General features: G+C 72.0%; 14 protein-coding genes. 9 read left to right on the forward strand and 5 right to left on the reverse strand.

Annotated features, from left to right (window positions below; genetic code table 11):
- The first annotated feature begins 203 nt into the window (after positions 1-203).
- Positions 204-1,454 (forward strand): DUF4153 domain-containing protein, encoded by a 1,251-nt coding sequence (locus tag ACQPZF_RS36795; RefSeq protein WP_433274881.1) that lies wholly within the window; start codon positions 204-206, stop codon positions 1,452-1,454.
- Here the strand turns inward: ACQPZF_RS36795 and ACQPZF_RS36800 are convergent.
- Entirely contained in the window at positions 1,363-2,286 is a 924-nt protein-coding gene (locus tag ACQPZF_RS36800; RefSeq protein WP_433265036.1) for an alpha/beta fold hydrolase, read from the reverse strand. The two genes, ACQPZF_RS36795 and ACQPZF_RS36800, sit on opposite strands and share 92 nt — an antisense overlap.
- A gap of 10 nt (positions 2,287-2,296) precedes the next feature.
- Positions 2,297-2,425, reverse strand: coding sequence for a hypothetical protein (locus ACQPZF_RS36805; protein WP_433265038.1), 129 nt, complete (start codon positions 2,423-2,425; stop codon positions 2,297-2,299).
- Positions 2,426-2,525: 100 nt separating this feature from the next.
- Between ACQPZF_RS36805 and ACQPZF_RS36810 the strand changes: the two genes are divergently transcribed.
- The 3 genes from ACQPZF_RS36810 to ACQPZF_RS36820 all read left to right on the forward strand — a co-directional run bounded on the left by ACQPZF_RS36810 (position 2,526) and on the right by ACQPZF_RS36820 (position 4,941).
- Positions 2,526-3,143 (forward strand): TetR/AcrR family transcriptional regulator, encoded by a 618-nt coding sequence (locus ACQPZF_RS36810; protein WP_433265039.1) that lies wholly within the window; start codon positions 2,526-2,528, stop codon positions 3,141-3,143.
- A gap of 137 nt (positions 3,144-3,280) precedes the next feature.
- A complete protein-coding gene (locus ACQPZF_RS36815; protein WP_433265041.1) occupies positions 3,281-4,426 on the forward strand; it encodes a mechanosensitive ion channel family protein in 1,146 nt (381 codons plus the stop codon).
- 59 nt (positions 4,427-4,485) lie between these two features.
- Positions 4,486-4,941 carry a hypothetical protein gene (locus ACQPZF_RS36820; protein WP_433265043.1) on the forward strand — a complete coding sequence of 152 codons (456 nt, stop codon included), beginning with the start codon at positions 4,486-4,488 and terminating at the stop codon, positions 4,939-4,941.
- Positions 4,942-5,007: 66 nt separating this feature from the next.
- Here the strand turns inward: ACQPZF_RS36820 and ACQPZF_RS36825 are convergent, their stop codons facing one another.
- The gene (locus tag ACQPZF_RS36825; protein WP_433265044.1) at positions 5,008-8,253 is read right to left on the reverse strand and encodes a S8 family serine peptidase; all 3,246 of its coding nucleotides are present in this window, start codon (positions 8,251-8,253) and stop codon (positions 5,008-5,010) included.
- 279 nt (positions 8,254-8,532) lie between these two features.
- Here ACQPZF_RS36825 and ACQPZF_RS36830 point away from each other — a divergent pair, with 279 nt between their 5' ends.
- Positions 8,533-9,342, forward strand: a complete 810-nt coding sequence (locus tag ACQPZF_RS36830) for a hypothetical protein (protein ID WP_433265046.1) — start codon at positions 8,533-8,535, stop codon at positions 9,340-9,342.
- Positions 9,343-9,578: 236 nt separating this feature from the next.
- On the opposite strand, the gene ACQPZF_RS36835 is transcribed toward ACQPZF_RS36830, so the two are convergent.
- Entirely contained in the window at positions 9,579-10,061 is a 483-nt protein-coding gene (locus tag ACQPZF_RS36835) for a cupin domain-containing protein (protein WP_433265047.1), read from the reverse strand.
- A gap of 71 nt (positions 10,062-10,132) precedes the next feature.
- Here ACQPZF_RS36835 and ACQPZF_RS36840 point away from each other — a divergent pair, with 71 nt between their 5' ends.
- Positions 10,133-11,788 carry an FAD-binding dehydrogenase gene (locus ACQPZF_RS36840; RefSeq protein WP_433265049.1) on the forward strand — a complete coding sequence of 552 codons (1,656 nt, stop codon included), beginning with the start codon at positions 10,133-10,135 and terminating at the stop codon, positions 11,786-11,788.
- A 25-nt stretch (positions 11,789-11,813) separates the two neighbouring features.
- Here ACQPZF_RS36840 and ACQPZF_RS36845 read toward each other — a convergent pair whose 3' ends face one another.
- Positions 11,814-14,549, reverse strand: coding sequence for a BTAD domain-containing putative transcriptional regulator (locus tag ACQPZF_RS36845; protein ID WP_433265051.1), 2,736 nt, complete (start codon positions 14,547-14,549; stop codon positions 11,814-11,816).
- A gap of 178 nt (positions 14,550-14,727) precedes the next feature.
- Here ACQPZF_RS36845 and ACQPZF_RS36850 point away from each other — a divergent pair, with 178 nt between their 5' ends.
- Genes ACQPZF_RS36850 through ACQPZF_RS36860 form a run of 3 tightly spaced genes read left to right on the forward strand, consistent with a single transcriptional unit; the run spans position 14,728 to position 17,394 of the window.
- Complete coding sequence (locus tag ACQPZF_RS36850; protein ID WP_433265053.1) at positions 14,728-15,168, forward strand: hypothetical protein; 441 nt, start codon at positions 14,728-14,730, stop codon at positions 15,166-15,168.
- A 1-nt stretch (position 15,169) separates the two neighbouring features.
- Positions 15,170-16,630: a PPE domain-containing protein gene (locus ACQPZF_RS36855; protein WP_433265055.1), complete on the forward strand. Its 1,461-nt coding sequence runs from the start codon at positions 15,170-15,172 to the stop codon at positions 16,628-16,630.
- The gene (locus ACQPZF_RS36860; protein ID WP_433265057.1) at positions 16,627-17,394 is read left to right on the forward strand and encodes an ESX secretion-associated protein EspG; all 768 of its coding nucleotides are present in this window, start codon (positions 16,627-16,629) and stop codon (positions 17,392-17,394) included. Before ACQPZF_RS36855 ends, ACQPZF_RS36860 begins: the two co-directional genes overlap by 4 nt.
- Positions 17,395-17,421: the final 27 nt, after the last annotated feature.

Here is a 17,421-nt window from a genome sequence, read left to right on the forward strand (position 1 = left end):
AGCTGAGACACGGACACCGGCTGAGCGGTCGGCGCGGTTGTCTGTTTTGGCGCAAACCATTCGTTTACAGATCGTCGGCCTGGCAAGTCGGCGTGATGGCGCATGCCCTGGAGGCCAAGTCGATGTCACCGAACCGTGTGCTGCTCACCGCCGTCGGGGCTGGTGGGGCGGCTGCCGCCCTCTTGCCGCTCGACCGGCCCGGTATGGGGTGGGGGTTGACCGCCTTGGTCGTGTTCGGGCTGGTCAGGAGGGTTCGGTGGGGGTGGGCCGGGTTGTCCGTCGCGCTCTTCGCCACGGGAACGTTGGTCGCGTCGCAGTGGTTGTTCGGGTTGTGCGCGATTGCCGGGTGTGCTGCCGCGTCGCTTGCCGTCGCGGGTGGTGTTACCGCGAACGGGGTGGCTTTGGGGGCGGTTGCCGTTCCCCTTGCGACTATTCGGGGGGTTCCTTGGTTGGCCAAAGGTTTGCGGGCCAATGGTGCTCCGCCGATGGCTCGGCCGGTGGTGGTCACCGCGTTGCTGCTGGTGATTTTCGTGCCGTTGTTGGCCGGGGCGGATGCGGCGTTCGCCGGAATGCTCGGGGCCGCTCTGCCGGACGGGTCTGTTGGGCAGCCGATCGTCTTGTTCTTGATGGTTGGGGTGGCGACGGTTGGTGCCTGCCACCTCATTGCCACGCCCCGCACGCCCGAGGAGGTGTCCTCGCTGCCCCGCACGTTCGCCCGGCGTGACTGGGTGTTGCCGGTGGGTGCGCTGGTGGCGTTGTTCGCCGCGTTCGTCGGGGTGCAGGTGACGGCTCTCTTCGGCGGCGACGACTACGTCCTCCGCACCGCCGGCCTCACCTATGCCGAGTACGCCCGGCGCGGGTTCTGGCAGTTGCTGGCGGTCACGGTGCTCACGTTGGGTGTCATCGCGGTCACCGCCCGGTTCGCACGGGTGGAGAACGACTCCGATCGGCGCTGGCTGCGGGGGTTGCTCGGGGCGTTGAGCGTCCTCACGCTGATCATCGTCGCGTCCGCGCTCGCCCGGATGTGGGCCTACCAGCAGGCCTACGGGTTCACCGTGCTCCGCGTCCTGGTCGCCACGTGCGAACTCTGGCTGGGCGTGGTCTACCTGCTGGTGCTCGCGGCCGGCGTCAAGCTGCGGGCGCGGTGGTTGGCTCGGGCCGTGGTGGGGACCGGGTTCGCGGCGTTGATCGGGTTGGCGTTGCTCAATCCCGACCGGTTCATCGCCGAGCGCAACATCGCGCGGTGGCAGGCCGGTGGGCCGATCGACCTGGGTTACCTCTCCCTGCTCTCCGACGACGCCGTGCCCGCCATCGCCACGTTGCCGGACGGTATGCGCACCTGCGCGTTGCAGTACCGCAAGGTCAAGGACGACGACTGGAGGTCGTGGAACCTGGCGCGGAGTGAGGCGCGTGAGGTCCTGGGGTCGGCGCGTCCGTCGTCGTGTGAGCGGTGACGTGGTTGGCGACGACATGGTCGGCGACCAGCAGGGCCAGCGGCCGGGCGTGGGTGACCGGGGCCCAGTGGCCCGCGTCGAGCACTCGGCGGCGCAGGTTCGGCGCCCAGCGTTCGACGTCCTCCAGTGTGCCGGCGGTGACGTACTTGTCCCTGAGCAGTTGGACGAGCAGCACCGGGAGGTCGGTGCGACGGTCACGCGGCGCACGGATGCGTGGGATGAAGTTGGCCCGGTACAGGGACATTCCGCGCACACCATCGTCCACAACGGAGGGTGCCACGTGTGACCGGGCGCCCTCCATCCTGCGCAGCAACCGGCCCCAGCGCGGGCCGAGGACCCGCCGCCACACGAAAGGCGCGACGAACGGCAGGTGGAAGGCCACGATGTACCAGGAGTGCAGCAACTGCTTCAGGTGCGCGAGCGTCGGACGCCGCCGCACCCAGTGCCCGACGTGGTCCAGGCACGGGCCGGAAACCGAGGTGTACGAGGCGATCCGCGCGCCCGGCGTGGTCACCGCCTCCCAGGACTGGATGGACCCCCAGTCGTGCGCGACGACGTGCGCCGGCCCGTCGGGGCTCACCGCGTCGATCACCGCGAACAGATCCCGGGCCAGCACGGGCAACCGGTAGGCGGCGAGCCCGCTCGGCTTGTCGGACGCGCCCGCGCCGCGCACGTCGTAGGTCACGACGTGGAACTCCTCGGCGAGGATCTCCGCGATCCCGTCCCACACCCGGTGCGTGTCCGGGTAGCCGTGCACCAGGACGACAGTCGGCGCGGACCGGTTTCCCCGCTCGTGCACGGACAGCCGCACGCCATCGGATTCCACGAACACGATTCCTCCGCTACAGGTCGAGCGCTACAGGTCGGGCACGAGTGGGCACGGTCGGCCGCAAGCCCTCGGGCACGTCCGACGCCGAGCGGTCGGCCGGCACCGGCAGCTCGACCCCGCCGCGCCGGAACACGACCTGCATGCGGCTGCGACACGAGGTTGTCCGGCTCCATCGCGACCCCCGCCGATTACTACGCCAGCGTAGCTTTGTGAAAGCTACGCCACCGTAGCAAGATGGCCTGGTGAGCACAACGCGCCGGAAGTACGCCCCGCGCCTGCCTCCCGCGCAGCGGCGCGACCAGCTACTGGACGGCGCGCTGGCGCTGATCGCCGAAGGCGGGTTCGACGCGTTGACCATGGAGGCCGTGGCCCGGCGGTCCGGCGTCACCAAGCCCGTGGTCTACGAGCTGTTCGCCAACCGCGCCGAGGTCATCTCCGGTCTGCTCGCCCGCGAGGCGGAACGGGCGACCGCCCAGGTCCTGGAGGCCGTTCCGCCGGGCCTCGACGATCGGTCGCCAGAAGATCTGTACACCGACGCCGTCCACGCGTTCGTCCACGCGGTGGTCGAGAGCCCGGACCGCTGGCGGCTCGTCCTGCTCCCGCCCGAAGGCACGCCGGTCGAGTTCCGCCGGCAGGTGGAACTGGTCCGCGCGCAGGTGACCGAACAGGTCAACGCCTTGGCGGACCTCGGTTTGCAGGCCATGGGCGGCCCGGAGCTGGACGCCGAGCTGCTCGGCCACACTATGCTCGCGCTGGCCGAGATGGCGGGCCGGCTGGCCATCACCGACCCGGAACGATTCCCCCCGGACCGCCTGGTGGCGTTCGTCGGCAAGATCGCGCACTTCCTGCCGAACGGCTAGTTCCCGCCACCGGCCGGTCCGGTCGGGCGCGTCGGGGCGGCACGCGCACGCCGTGAGGAAAGTCGCCACACGAATGGCCTAGCCGTCCCACGGGTACGGGTGGGGGACGTGTCCCGAGACGGAGGAGGTGCCAGTCCGTGCTCGTCGCAGCTCTCACGTTCGCCGGGTCGGTCCTGGTCGCAGTGGTGGCCGTGACGCTCGTGCACCGCGTGGTCCAGCGGATCGGGAAGCGGTCCGCGCTGTTCGCGGGCCTCGCCCGGCACGCGCACCGGCCCGCGCTGGTCGTCGCGGTGCTGGTGGCGGTGCAGTTCTCGATCGGCGTCGCGGCCCGGGGCGAGTGGCGGCCGGTCGCGCTGCACGTGGTCGGGATAGCGCTGATCCTCGCCGGGGCGTGGCTGCTCGCGGCGCTGCTGGTGGTCGCCGAGGACGCCACGCTCGCGCGGATCAGGGTCGACGTGTCGGACAACCGGCACGCGCGCCGCGTGCACACGCAGATCACGCTGGTGCGGCGGGTGACCGTGGTGGTGGTCAGCGTGCTGGCCGCCGCGGCGGTGCTGATGACGTTCCCCGGCGCGCGGGCGGCCGGGACCAGCCTGCTCGCGTCGGCCGGTGTGATCGGCGCGATCGCGGCGTTGGCGGCCCAATCATTGCTGGGCAACGTGTTCGCCGGGGTGCAGATCGCGTTCAGCGACGCGCTGCGGCTGGACGACGTGGTGGTCGTGGAGGACCAGTGGGGCCGCGTCGAGGACATCACGCTGACCTACGTGGTCGTGCACCTGTGGGACGACCGGCGGCTGATCCTGCCGACCGCGTACTTCCTCAAGACCCCGTTCGAGAACTGGACGCGGACGCAGTCGGCGCTGCTCGGGACGGTCGAGCTGGACCTGGACTGGACCGTGCCGGTGGAGGACCTGCGGCAGGAGCTGCGGCACGCGCTGGAGTCGAGCGACCTGTGGGACGGCCGGGTGTGCGTCGTGCAGGTGACCGGGGCCACCGGGGCGTTCGTGCGGGTGCGGGCGCTGGTCAGCGCCACCGACGCCGGGCGGCTGTGGGACCTGCGGTGCGTGGCGCGGGAGCACCTGGTCGGGTGGCTGCGGTCCCGTCACCCGGGTGCGCTGCCGCAGGTCCGGGTGCGGGACATGCCCCAGACCCAGGCGCGCGACCCGCACGTGCCGGTGTCCGGATCGGACAACCGCGTGTTCGGGGAGAGCGCGGACGGGCAGGAGCGGGTCCAGGCGTTCAGCGGGCCCGACCAGCGTTCCGACCAGCGTTCCGACCACTGACGCAACCTGCCGGCCCGGTCGCTCCGTCCTGGTGTCGGACGGCTCGGGAGGGATACCGGATGAAGCGGATCGTGGTGGTGTGCCTGTGCGTGCTGGCGACCGGTTGCGCGGCGCGGGTCGACACCGCGGACGACCTCGCGCACCCCGTCCTGTCGGCGAGCCTGCCCGCCCCGACCACGCGCGTCGAGGCGACCCTGCCGTCGGTCTCCGAACCGACCGCGCCCACGATCCCGGTGTCCGCGAAGCTCAGCCCGCACGGCAAGGAAGTCCTGGCGAAGGCGCGGCAGGACGGTGTGACGAGCGTGGTGCTGGTGCTCTCCACCGAGACGGGGGCCGCGGAGCAGGTGGCGTCGGCGGTGCGCGGCCTGGGCGCGACCGTGGAAGCCACCGACAGCTCCATCGGGTACGTCCGGGTGTCCGTGCCGCCGGGTGACGTCGAGCGGGTGGCCGCTGTCGACGGGGTGCGGCAGGTGGACGTGGACGAGCCGCTGAGCCGGATCGACCCCACCCCGTAGTCCCGCGTAAACAGGAACAGGGCCACCCCCGGCGAACCGGGGATGGCCCTGCCGACCGGAAGGACGTCAGACGACGTTCTGCACGATCACCGCGCTGCGGCCCACCACGGCGCCCTCGGCGGTCTGCACGGTCAGCTCACCGCGCAGCACCCGGCCCACACCGGCCTGACCGGTGGCGGTGACCACGCCGGGCACGTTCCACGTGGCGCCGGCGACCCGGTCCGCGTCGGTGTCCGTCACGGCCACGGTGCCGAGACCGGCCACCGCGTACACGTCGATGTAGTCGTACTCCGTCGTGCCCGAAGGCACCGCGTAGCCGTCCACCTGCACCCGCCACAGACCCGCGGCCGGGTTGTTCAGCGTCACGGACTCCTCGGAGTCGCCGTCCGCCGCCTGACCCGCCGGCAGGCACGAGCCGGAGGTGCAGTCGTAGAGGAACAGGTCCAGGTCGGCCGAGATGTCACTCGGCCGCCCGATGGTCGCCCGCAGCGACGTGGTGCCCGCGGGCACGGTCACGTCGTAGGTCTGCGACACGCCCTCGGCCACGGACGGACGCGCGATCTTCGCGCTGCCCAGCGCCCCGCCCACGAGCCGGCCGTTGAACGCGGCCAGGGTGTTGCTCACCGCGTAGGTGCGGTCCAGGCCGACACCGGCCTGCGCGGACGGGATGGTGTCCGGGTCCGGGCTGACCGACGTGCCCAGCACCGACGCCGTCAGGGTGTACGGGGCGGCGTCCGCGTCCGAGGTGCGACGCGCCTCGACCACGATCTCCCACACGCCCGGCACGGGGTTGCCGACGGTGCGGCTGGTCGGGGAACCACCGGCACAGCCGGCGCCAGCGTCCGGGTTGTAGCAGTTGGTGGAGGACGTGGTGTCCGCCGGCACGCCGTACGGGTCGTAGCGCAGGAAGCGCACCTGGCCCTTGCCCGCCTCCGCGCCGCCGCCGGCCAAGTCGACCTTCAGCGCGCTGGTGCCGACCGGCACCCGCACGAAGTAGCTGTGCGACTGGTTGCGCGGGATGGTCCCGCTCTTCGACACCGCGTGCTTGCCGACCGCCGTGAACTCCTCGCCCGCGAACACCGTGTTCAGGGTGAACACGTCGATGCCGCGCGTGCCGGGGTTGTCCAGCCTGAGCACCGCGGAGTGCACGCCCGCCTTGGTGGGCTTGACCTTCACGTCGAACTTGACCGGCGTGTTCAGCGGCAGGCTGACCAGGGACTTGGACGAGAACGTGCCGTCGTTGCCCTTCCAGTTGACCATGAACTGCTGGTTGCGGTTCGGACCCGTGGTGCGGGTCAGGGTGTAGGTCCGCACGTACTCCTTGCCGATGGTGACGCCCTCGCGGTCGTGGATGCCCACGCCGGTGTTCGGGGTGGCCAGCAGCGGCGACAGCGCGGTGTTCACGGTGACCGACGTGGTGACGGCCTGCGTGTCCGGGTGCGCGTTGAGCTGCTCCCACGAGCGCTTGACGTCGAACAGTCCCGCGCCCTGCTCGTAGGCCTTCAGCGAGGACACCCACTTCGCGCCGGAGTGGATGGCGTTGCGCAGCTCCTGCACGGTCGGGCGCTCGCCGTTGTGCTCCGCCTTGAACGCGCTCACCAGCAGCGCGGCGGCGCCGGTCGCCTGCGGGGCGGCCATCGACGTGCCGTTGAACATGGCGTAGCCGGCGGGCAGGTCGTACGTGCCGGCGACGGGGCCGGGCACCTGCCACTGCGGCACGGTGGAGATCGCCGAGCCGGGCGCGACGATGTCCGGCTTGAAGCCGCCGTCCTCACGCGGGCCGCGCGACGAGAAGCCGTGCAGGCTCTCGCGCTGCGCGGTGGCCGAGCCGTAGTTGGACAGCCAGGTGTCCTTGGTGATGTACGAGCCGACGCTGATCGCGTCCGTCGCCACCGAGGGGTCGCCGACGGTGTTCGCGCCCGCGCCGCTGTTGCCCGCCGAGATGAAGATCTGCATGTTGTACTCGGCGATGGTGCGGTTGTAGAGCTCCGCGCGGGCGTTGTTGCCGTCGTTGAGGGCGGGCAGGCCGCCGATGGAGATGTTCACGACGTCCGCGCCGTTGCGCGCCGCGTACAGCACACCGTCGATCAGGCCGGACGAGGTGCAGGACGGCGTCGACAGGCAGACCTTGACGGCCATCAGCTTCGCGCCGGGCGCCGCGCCGGCCATCTTGCCGCCGAACATCTTGTCGGCGGCGGTGATGCCCGCGACGTGCGTGCCGTGCGCGGCGGCCGAGATGCCGATGTTGACGTACGCGGTGCCCGCGTTGTCGTAGATCGAGCGGTCGGTCTGCACCACGAACGCCACGGTGTCCAGCACCGGGGTGGCCGGGTTGTCGGCGCCGAAGTGGCCGACGTCCTTCTTGTACTTGTAGTCGATCATCGCGGTCTGGTCGGTGAAGTCGCCGTCACCGTCCACGTCCACGCGGACTTCCTTGGTGGTGATGTCCTGGAGGACGCCGAACCCGTCGACCTTGTCGCCGTCGCGGTTGATGTCGCCGCCGGTCTCGCTGTTCGCCAGGCCCAGGTCGCCCGCGGTCTCGCGGAACAGGCCGAAGCTGAACGGGCCGCCGGTGGCCGGCGCCCGGTAGGTCGCGCCGCCGCTGGTGAACGTGCCGTTGTACCGGCCGGCGACCTGGATCCACGTGCCGTCACCGGAGTTGGTGGCGTTGGCGTTGTACCAGTCGACGATCTTGCGCTCGCCGGTGGACGTGGTGGCCAGCGCCGGGTGGTCCAGGTCGATGCCGCTGTCCAGGATGGCGATCGTGGTGCCGCGGCCGTCCCACTGGCGGTGCTCGTCGGTGAACTGCGCCGCCTTGGTGTCCTGGATCGGCATGTACGGGTTCTTCTTGGGCGTCTTCGCGCCCGGGGCCGTCTGCGGCTGCGGGGCGGTCGCGCCTTCGGGGCGCGGGTTGTCCAGCGCCACCAGGCCGTCGACGTCCACCGCGGTCACGGTCGCCAGCTTGGCGGCCTTCTCGGCGTTGTCCCGCGGCACGGAGACCTTGAGGTACTCGACGTCGCGCTCGGTGGACTCGACCACACCGCCGAGGGCCTTGAGGTCGTCGACGGCGGAGTCCAGCTTGCCCTCTTCGGCGGCGACCAGCAGCGTGACGTTGTCCCGGCCCGCCCGCTCGGCCTCGTTGACGCGTTCCCGGTCCTGCTTGTCGAGGCCCTTGTCGGCGGTCCCGGGCGCGTTCGGCGCCTCCTGCGCGACGGCTGGAGCGGCGGCGAAGCCGAACCCAGTCGTGCCCAGCACGGCGGCGAGCAAGGCCGCACTGGTGCGGTGTCTCCACCGACTTCCTGAGTTGATCACGGCGCAAACCCTTCGTGGGGAAAGATTGGCGCAAGCACATCTCCCCGGGTCTTCCCGGACAATCATGCGAACAGCCCAATAGGCGGGTCCACATTGGACTGAACGGGGTATTGCGCGCACGCGCGAGGGGTGCCGCGTCAGTGCGATACCGGCGCGACAGTTCCAGTCAAGAGCCGACCGGCCGGTTTGTCAAACACTGTCAACGGTGAAACCCCGGACGCTGTCTTGAATCGGTAACAAATCGCACATCAACACGATGTCGAGCACACTGGTGACATCGTGGACGCCGCGCCGATCGATCGGATAGCCGACGAGCTGTACGCCCTGCCGCCGGCGCGGTTCGTCGCGGCCCGCGACGCCCACGCCCGCGCCGCCCAGGACCGGGGCGACAAGGCGCTGGCGAAGGAGGTCGCGGCCCTGCGCAAACCGACGCTCGCCGCGTGGGCGCTGAACCAGCTCGCCCGCTACCGCTCGGCGGAGCTGTCCGAGGCGGTGGCGCTGGGTGAGCAACTGCGGGCCGCGCAGGAGGAGCTGAAGGGCAGCGTGCTGCGGGAACTCGGCGCGCGGCGGCGGGTGGTGGTGGCCGCGCTGGTGCGGCTGACCGAGGGGCTGGCGGTGGACTGCGGCACCCCGTTGGGGCCGGACGCCGTGCAGCAGGTGCGCAGCACGCTGACCGCCGCGCTGGCGGACGCGGTGCTGGCCGCCCGGATCCGCGCGGGACGGCTCGTGCGGCCCGTGGAGCAGTCCGGTTTCGGGCCGCTGAGCGAGACCGCCACACCCGTCCGGGACGACCTCGCGCCACGCCGCGAGCAGCGCCGGGAGCGGAAGCTGGCGCAGGCGCGGGACGACATCACGGCCGCCCAGGCCGAGGTGAAGGCGGCCGACGCGGCGGTGGCCGAGGCCGAGTCGGCGCTGGTCGAGCGCGAGGAGCACGCGGAGCAACTGCGGGCCGAGCTGCGGCGGGCGCAGCAGGCCGAGCAGGAGGCGGCGACCCGGGTGGAGCGGGCGAAGCGCCGGGCCACCGCCGCCCGGACCAAGCTGGCCGGCGCGGAGACCCGGATGACCGAACTGCGCGGCGACTCTGTGTAGTGACCCTGGACACGCCGGGAACACCTGTGGTATGCCGCTCGTTCTACTGCTGGTCGGCTCGTGGATGCCGCCCGGACGTCAGGACCACCAAGCGCTCACTCCCCCCTGGGCGCGGGGCAGGCCCTCTCCCCGAGACGTCGCTGGGCGCCCGCGGCGGTCGGCCGCCGTCGGCCGGACGGGACTCCCCCTCACCGAACGGCCGGCGGCCTCAACAGCGGGCTGTGCGCGCGTCCCGATCAGACCATGTGCTGGTCGTGGCGCGCGTACAGCTCCGTCCACTCCTCCGCCGACAGCCGCCGGCCCGTTTCGCCGATCTCGGCGAGTTCTCGGAAGTACTCCTCACGGGGCGCGCCGGGGGCGAACAGGATCAACATCGAGGCCGGGTCGTCGGAGTCGTTCCGGAAAGCGTGGATGCCGCCTTCGGGGACGAACAGGAAATCGCCGGCCGATGCGTTCACCCAGTTGTCGCCGTTGAACAGCCGCACGGTTCCGGAGATGACGTAGAACGACTCCGAGAACGTCTTGTGGAAGTGCGCGCCCGGTCCGCCCGCCCGCGGCGCCATGTTCCACTCGAACAACCCGAACTGCCCATTCGTGACATCTCCCGGTGCGACCAGGCGGGCCTGCGTGGCGGGTCGGTCGATGGTCGGCACGTCCGCGACCGGCCGCCAGACCGCGCTGACCTCTCCCGTCGAGCCCGTGTAGGCGGTGTAGCTCATCCCCCGAACCTCCTAAAGTGAAACTTGTTCAACTCTCGTGTGCGACCACGAGTTGGATCTAGACTCGCCCGATGACACAGGACGCGGACGTCGTCGTCGTCGGCGGGGGTCTCGCGGGGCTCGTCGCCACCGCCGAACTCGCCGCGGCGGGTCGCAAGGTCATCCTGCTCGACCAGGAGCCGGAGTCCTCGTTGGGCGGCCAGGCGTTCTGGTCGTTCGGCGGCCTGTTCCTGGTCGACACCCCCGAGCAGCGCCGGCTCAAGGTCCGCGACTCCGCCGAGCTGGCCCTCCAGGACTGGCTGGGCTCGGCCGCGTTCGACCGGGACAGCGACCACTGGCCGCGCCGGTGGGCCGAGGCGTACGTGCACTTCGCCGCCGGCGAGAAGCGGAGCTGGCTGCACGCCATGGGGATGCGCTGGTTCCCGTTCGTGCAGTGGGCCGAACGCGGCGGGTACCTCGCGGACGGCCACGGCAACTCCGTGCCCCGCTTCCACGTCACCTGGGGCACCGGCCCGGCCGTGGTGGAACCGTTCGAACGCCGCGTCCGCGCCGCCGTCGCGGCCGGCCTGGTGCAGCTCAGGTTCCGGCACCGCGTCACCGGGCTGACCACCACCGGCGGCCGGGTGGACGGGGTGCGCGGCGAGATCCTGGAGCCCAGCACCGCCCGGCGCGGCGAGCCCAGCTCCCGCACCAGGACCGACGACTTCGAACTGCGCGCGCAAGCCGTCGTCGTCACGTCCGGCGGCATCGGCGCCAACCACGAGATGGTGCGCCGCAACTGGCCCGCGCGCATGGGCACCCCGCCCGAGCACATGCTGTCCGGCGTCCCCGACTACGTGGACGGCAGGATGCTCCAGGTCGTGCAGGGCGCGGGCGGCGGGATCATCAACGAGGACCGCATGTGGCACTACCCCGAGGGCATCGCCAACTACGCCCCGATCTGGAGCCGGCACGGCATCCGCATCCTGCCCGGCCCGTCGTCGCTGTGGCTGGACGCCACCGGGCGGCGGCTGCCGATCCCGCTGTTCCCCGGCTTCGACTCGCTCGGCGCGCTGGAGCACATCGTGAAGACCGGCCACGGCTACTCGTGGTTCGTGCTCAACCAGCGGATCATCGGCAAGGAGTTCGCGCTCTCCGGCTCCGAGCAGAACCCGGACCTCACCGGCAAGGACGCCAAGCAGGTGCTCAAGCGCGCCCTGCCCGGCGCCGTCGCCCCCGTGGAGGAGTTCGCCAAGCGGTCGGACGAGTTCATCACCGCCCGCGGCGCCGCCGAACTGGCCGCCCGCATGAACAAGCTCACCGGCGACGACCTGATCGACGCCGGCGCGCTGGAGAAGCTGATCCGGGAACGCGACCGGCAGGTGACCTCGGGCCTGGGCAAGGACATGCAGGTCAACGCCATGCGCGAGGCCCGGAGGTTCCTGACCGACAAACTGATCCGGGTGGTCGAACCACACCCGCTGCTGGACCCGAAGGCAGGCCCGCTGATCGCCGTGCGGCTGTCCGTGCTGACCCGCAAGACGTTGGGCGGCCTGCACACCGACCTGTCCGGCCGCGTGCTGAAGGAGGACGGCACGGTGTTCGACGGCGTCTACGCGGCGGGCGAGGCAGCCGGTTTCGGCGGCGGCGGCGTACACGGCTACCGCGCCCTGGAAGGGACTTTCCTAGGCGGCTGCCTGTTCTCCGGCCGAGTAGCCGGCCGCGCCGCGGCCCAGGCGGTCGGGTAGCACGACCACGCTCCCGGGCACTCCGCTAGACGGCGAGCACGTTCGGGTCCAGCCGACGCGCCAGCTCGTCCGCGTCGGCAAGCCGCAGGTCCCGGTAGAGCTGGAGCGCGGTCAGCCAGTGCGGCACGGCGGCGTCCACCGCCTCGGACTGCTCCAGCACGTCACCGATCGCCCGGTGGCACAAGGCTTCCTGGTACCGGTCACCCAGCCGTTCGGCCAGCGCCAACCCGGCCCGGTACGACTCCAGCGCCGATTCCAGCCACCCCAACTGCTGCAACGCCGCGCCCACGGTGTGCAAGGTCGCGGTGTGCGCCTTCGACGGCGCGGCGGAGGTGAACAGGCTCAACGCCTCCGTCGCGTGCCGCAGCGCCTCCTCGGGCCGGTGCTTGCGCAGCAACACGTTCGCCAGGTTGTTCTGCACGCCGGCCTGCGAACGCGCGTCGCCGACCTCGCGCGCGACCTCCAGCGCCTCCAGGATCGTCTCCTGCGCCCGGTCCAGCCGGTCGTCGGCCATCAGGCAGTACCCGAGGTTCGCCAGCGCCGCCAGCTCCAGGTGCCGGTCGCCGCCGGACAGCTCCGCCGCCCGCGTGCACGCCTCGATCGCCTCGTCGATCCGGCCGAGGTCGGCGAGCGTGGAACCCAGGCGCAGCAGGAAGGTCGCCTCGACGTGCGCGTCGCCCAGCGACCGCGCCGCCGCCAGCCCGATGCGGCACAGCGCCAGCCGGTCCGCCCGGTTGCCGCGCCGGAAGTGGAACGCGTCCAGGCACAGCGCCAGCCGCCAGGTCCGCTCCCGCTGCCCGCTGTTGACCGCGATGTCCAGCGCCGGCCCCAGGTTCGCCTCCTCCAGCGTGAACCAGTCCAGCGCGGCGGCGTGCGAGGCCAGTTCCGGGAAGCTCGCGGGCGGGTGCTCGGGCGGGCCGAACGGCCGCACGTGGTCGGACAGGTGGGCCCGCGCCGAGTCCGCCACGCACAAGTAGTAGTCCAGCAACCGGTTCGTCGCCACCGAAGTGTCCACTTCGGACTCACCGACCGCGAGCCGGTGGGTGAACAGCCGCACGAGGTCGTGCCGCGAGTACCGGTCGGGCGTCGACTCGTGCAGCAGGTTCGCGTACGCCAGCGTCCGCAGGTGGGTGCGCGCGCTCACCACGTTGATGTCCAACAACGCGGCGGCCGTGTAGCTGTCCAGATCGGTCCCCGGGTGCAGCCCCAGCCTGCGCAGCAGCCGTGCCGCGCCCTCCGGCAGCTCCCGGTAGCTCACCGCGAGCGCCGCGTGGATGCCGCGCCCGGCCTCGGGCAGTTCCAACGCCGACAGCCGGTGCTGCTCGTCGCGCAGCTCGTCCACCAGCGACTGGATCGTCCAACGCGGCCGGGACGCCAGCCGCGCGCCCGCGATCCGCAACGCCAGCGGCAGCCGGTCGCACAGCTCCGCCAGCTCGGCCACGGCGTCCGGCTCCTGCTCGATGCGGTGCCGCCCCAACACGGCGGCGAGCAGGTCTTCCGCGCCTTCTTCCGGCAACACCTGCACGTGCAGGGCGGACGCGCCCTCCATCACCACGAGGTCGTCCAGCCGGTGCCGGCTGGTGACCAGCACCAGGCACCCGGCGGACCCCGGCAGCAGCGGCCGGGCCTGCTCGGCGGACCGGGCGTTGTCCAGGAACACCAGCACCCGCCGCCCGGCCAGCAGCGACCGGTACTGCGCGGCCTGCGCCTCCAGGTCCACCGCGATCTGCGAGTCGGTCAGCCCCAGCGCCCGCAGGAACCCCACCAGCGCCGTGCGCGGGTCCAGCGGCTCGGTCTCGTCGAACCCGCGCAGGTTCACGAAAAGCTGCCCGTCCGGGAAGTCCGCCGCCACTCGGTGCGCCCAGTGCAACGCCAGCGCCGTCTTCCCCACCCCCGCCGGGCCGACCAGCAGCCCGATCGCCGAGTCGCCACGCAGGCTCTCCGCGAGGTCGGACAGCTCCGACTCGCGCCCGACGAACCCCCGGTGCTCACGGGGAAGCTGCGCCGGCGCGGGGCCGCGTTCCACCGGCTTCGGCGCGGTGTCGCCCGCCAACACGGCCTGATAGGCGTCCCGCAGCTCCGGACCGGGGTCCACGCCCAGCTCGTCGGCCAGGTGCTCACGCGTGCGGTGGAACACCTCCAGCGCCTCGGCCTGCCGCCCCGTCCAGTGCAGGGCGAGCACCAGCCGTGCCACCAACGGTTCCCGCAACGGGCACGCGCCCACGGCATCCCGCAGTCCGGGCACCGCGTCGGCGGCCCGGTCGAGCCGGAACAACCGGGTCGACAGCTCCTGCACGGCCACCAGCCGCAGCTCCTCCAGCCGCCCGGAGACCGCCTCGCGCACCTCCTCGCCCGGCACGTCCGCCAGCAAAGGCCCGCGCCACAACGCCAACGCGCCGGTCAACAGCCCCACGGCGGTCTCGTCGACGGCGTCCCGCGCGGCGGCGACCAGATCCTCGAACCGGAACACGTCCACCGCGTCCCGGTCGCCGGTCAGCACGTAACCGGGCGCACGAGTGATCAACGCGACACCGCCCGCGAGCACTTTGCGGAGCTGGGCGATATGCCCCTGAAGGGCCGCTTTCGCTTGCGGCGGCGGTGATCCGTCCCACACCAGCGACAGCAGCCGGTCGCCCGACACCACCCGGTTCAGCTCCAGCGCCAACGCCGCGAGGACCGTCCGCCGCTTCGCCGCGCCCAGCCGGACGGCCACACCGTCTGCGGAAACGAGCTCAACAGGGCCGAGCAGGTTCACCCGCATCCTGAAACCTTTCGGCGTTGTCCCCCCTTGCCCGGGGAGTTTCGCATAGTGGTGGGCGGCGTCCGCTCCGCCGAGGAGGCGGCGGCTCGACAGTGGCGTTGGCGGGGCGTTGGACGGGCGTTGGAGACGAGGGTGAACCTGGTTTTCGTCCAGCAGGCTGCCTTCGCGAGGGAATCCGATGTACATCGCCGAAGCAGGGAATGAACAAGAGGCCGCGCAGCGGCAAACCGCGCGGGTCGCCACTGCGGCCCCGTCCGTCGGCGGGTCGGTGCCGGCGTTGCGGGAGACGGTGGACTCCGGCCGGGTCACGCTCGACCCGGCGACCGGCGAGGAACTGCGCAGGATGCTGCTCGAACAGATCGACCAGGTCGACTCGTGGCTGGAGCGCGCGGGCAGGCTGGCCCGCCCCGCGCCGCTGGGCGCGAACCCGGTCGGCGACAAGATGGCCGCCAAGTTCGAGTCCCGCGCCGAGGGCGAGGAGATGTCGTTCACTTCGGTGATGACCGCCTACCGCGAAGTGCTCCAGCAGACGCACGACTCGGTGCGGAGCGCGATCCGCAACTTCCGCGCCGTCGACGAGGAACACGGCGACGAGCTGACCCGTCTGAGGGGCGAGTGAGATGGCCGACCAGCAGGAGATCGACCTGGTGCTGACGGACACCCAGAACTGGGCGTCCCGTTCCCACCGCGAGCTGTACGACGCGGTCCACACCAACAACGACCCCGGCCAGACCGGCGAGATCGGCGCGGAGTGGGGGCAGTTCGGCACCGAGCTGACCGAGTCGGCGCGGGTGATCAACGAGCGCGTCGCCGCCACCGAGACCGGCTGGACCGGCGAGGCCGCCGACGGCGCGAGGTCGGCGATCAAGCTGCTGGCCGACTGGATCACCGAGACCGCCGCCAACGCCGTGGAGGTCGGCAAGCGCGTCGAGGACCAGAGCCGGATCATGGAGAACGCCAGGGCGAGCATGCCCGAGCCGGTCGAGTTCGGCTGGGACCAGGCCACCGGCGCGTTCACGGCCGGCGGTCTCCGGGGCTTCGCGTCCTCGGCGGCCGACGTGCAGGCGGCCAACGACCAGGCCCGTGCCGCCCACGAGCAAGCCGTCGCCGTCATGACGACGATGGAGGACGAGTCCCGCACGGTGGACGAGACCACCCCGCGCTTCACCCCGCCGTTCAACCCGGTGACCGGCCGCGTGGAGGAAGCGCAGCCGATGATGCTCGCCACCGCCGGCGCACCGGCGTTGAGCGAGGCCCAAGCGGCGTCCGCACCCAGCGGCACCACCCTGACGTCCGCCTACCAGACGCAGACCGCCGCGACCCCCGCCACACCCGCCTACACGCCATCCGGCGGCAGCGGCGGCGGTGGAACCCCCATGGTCCCGGCCGCGGCCTACCGCCCCGAGGGCACGACGGCCGCGGCGGCGGCGGCCCAGGTCCCGGTGGCCAACAAGTACACCCCGCCCGCCTACACGCCCCCGTCCGGCAACGGCTACACCCCACCGGGCGGCGGCTACGTCCCGCCGAACCACATGCCGCCAGGCGGCACGTCCGGCAAGCAGAAGCCACCGCCGTACAAGCCCGCGCCTCCCGGCACCGTCATCCCCAAGTCCCCGACCGGCTACGGCAACCCGCCGCCGTACGTTCCCGCCGGCGCACCCGGCACCCCGCCCGCTCCCGGCACTCCGGGTGGCGCAGGCCGCTTCCCCGGTGGCGGCTTCCCCGGTGGCGGCTTCGGCGGTAGCGGAGGTGGGGGCGGCTTCGGCCCCACCGGCGGAGGTGGCGGCTTCGGCCCGACCGGCGCGGGCCAACTGGCCGCGGGCGGCGCGTCCGGCGCGGTGAACCAAGGCCCACGGCCTCCCATGCCCGGCTTCACCCCGAACGCTCCCGGCGCGGGCGCGGCGGGCGCTCCCATGGGCGGCGCCCCGATGGGCGGCGCGGGCGGCCAGGGCGACGAGGACAAGGAACACCGCGCCGCGGCCTATCTCCGAGGCGAGGACATCTTCGACGTGCCCGGCGACAACCTGCCCCCGTCCGTGATCGGCGGCACGAAGCCGAAGAAGAAGGGCGGCGACCAGTGATCGAACCGGATTTCCTGCTGACCCCGCGCGAACTGGACGTGCTGTGGCACGACCAGGGTCTGGGCCGCCTGCCGTACCCGCTCGACGTGCCGAGTCCGGGCACGACCGGCGAGGAACGCGCCCGCCTCCGCGCCCAGGTCCTGGCCGAACACGGCGAACCCGACCCGCGCCTGGTGGACCTGCTGCACGTGCTGGCCGACCACGACCTGTCGGTGGACGCGGTGGCCCACGTGGACCGCCCGGTGCGGGCGGTGGCGGCGTCGAACGGCCGCCGAGCCGTGCTGGCGATCATCGACAGCGGCAAGGTGGGCCTGCTGGAGATCCGCCCGACCGCCCTGGCGAGGTCGATCGTGGCAGTGCTGCCGGAAGGTTCGGCCGGACCGGGCACCGCCCTGTCACTGCGGTTGGAGGCGCTCAACACAGCCGTTGCCCTGCAACAGGAACAGCACGACGACGAGGAGAACGACGACCCGTGGGGCAGCGGCGGACTGGACGAGCGTGAGGCACTGCGGAAGGCAGGCCTGTCCCGCGAAGACGCGACGGTGGTCAGCGAACTGGCCACCTCCCGAACCGCCGGCGGCCAGTTCGGCGTCAGCGTAGGCGGCGGCCACCGGGCGACCAGGGCAGGCGTGCTCATCACGTGGTTCGACACCCGCCAGGGCAGATACCTGATGGTGCACGAGAACGGCTGGCTCAGCCTCGCGCCGTCCGACAACGACCGCATCGCCACCAGGATCGCGTCGGTCCTCTCGACCGTGGCCTGACCTGCCACCGCCACAACGAAAATCCGA

It is taken from the genome of Actinosynnema sp. CS-041913 (genome assembly GCF_050942485.1).
Classification (GTDB): Bacteria; Actinomycetota; Actinomycetes; order Mycobacteriales; family Pseudonocardiaceae; genus Actinosynnema.

Bases quoted from the DNA above. Each gene is read 5' to 3' on its own strand.
- ACQPZF_RS36795 (WP_433274881.1), top strand. From the start codon at position 204: ATGGGGTGGGGGTTGACCGCCTTGGTCGTGTTCGGGCTGGTCAGGAGG.
- ACQPZF_RS36805 (WP_433265038.1), bottom strand. From the start codon at position 2,425: ATGCAGGTCGTGTTCCGGCGCGGCGGGGTCGAGCTGCCGGTGCCGGCC.
- ACQPZF_RS36820 (WP_433265043.1), top strand. From the start codon at position 4,486: ATGAAGCGGATCGTGGTGGTGTGCCTGTGCGTGCTGGCGACCGGTTGC.
- ACQPZF_RS36835 (WP_433265047.1), bottom strand. From the start codon at position 10,061: ATGAGCTACACCGCCTACACGGGCTCGACGGGAGAGGTCAGCGCGGTC.
- ACQPZF_RS36840 (WP_433265049.1), top strand. From the start codon at position 10,133: ATGACACAGGACGCGGACGTCGTCGTCGTCGGCGGGGGTCTCGCGGGG.
- ACQPZF_RS36845 (WP_433265051.1), bottom strand. From the start codon at position 14,549: ATGCGGGTGAACCTGCTCGGCCCTGTTGAGCTCGTTTCCGCAGACGGT.
- ACQPZF_RS36850 (WP_433265053.1), top strand. From the start codon at position 14,728: ATGTACATCGCCGAAGCAGGGAATGAACAAGAGGCCGCGCAGCGGCAA.
- ACQPZF_RS36855 (WP_433265055.1), top strand. From the start codon at position 15,170: ATGGCCGACCAGCAGGAGATCGACCTGGTGCTGACGGACACCCAGAAC.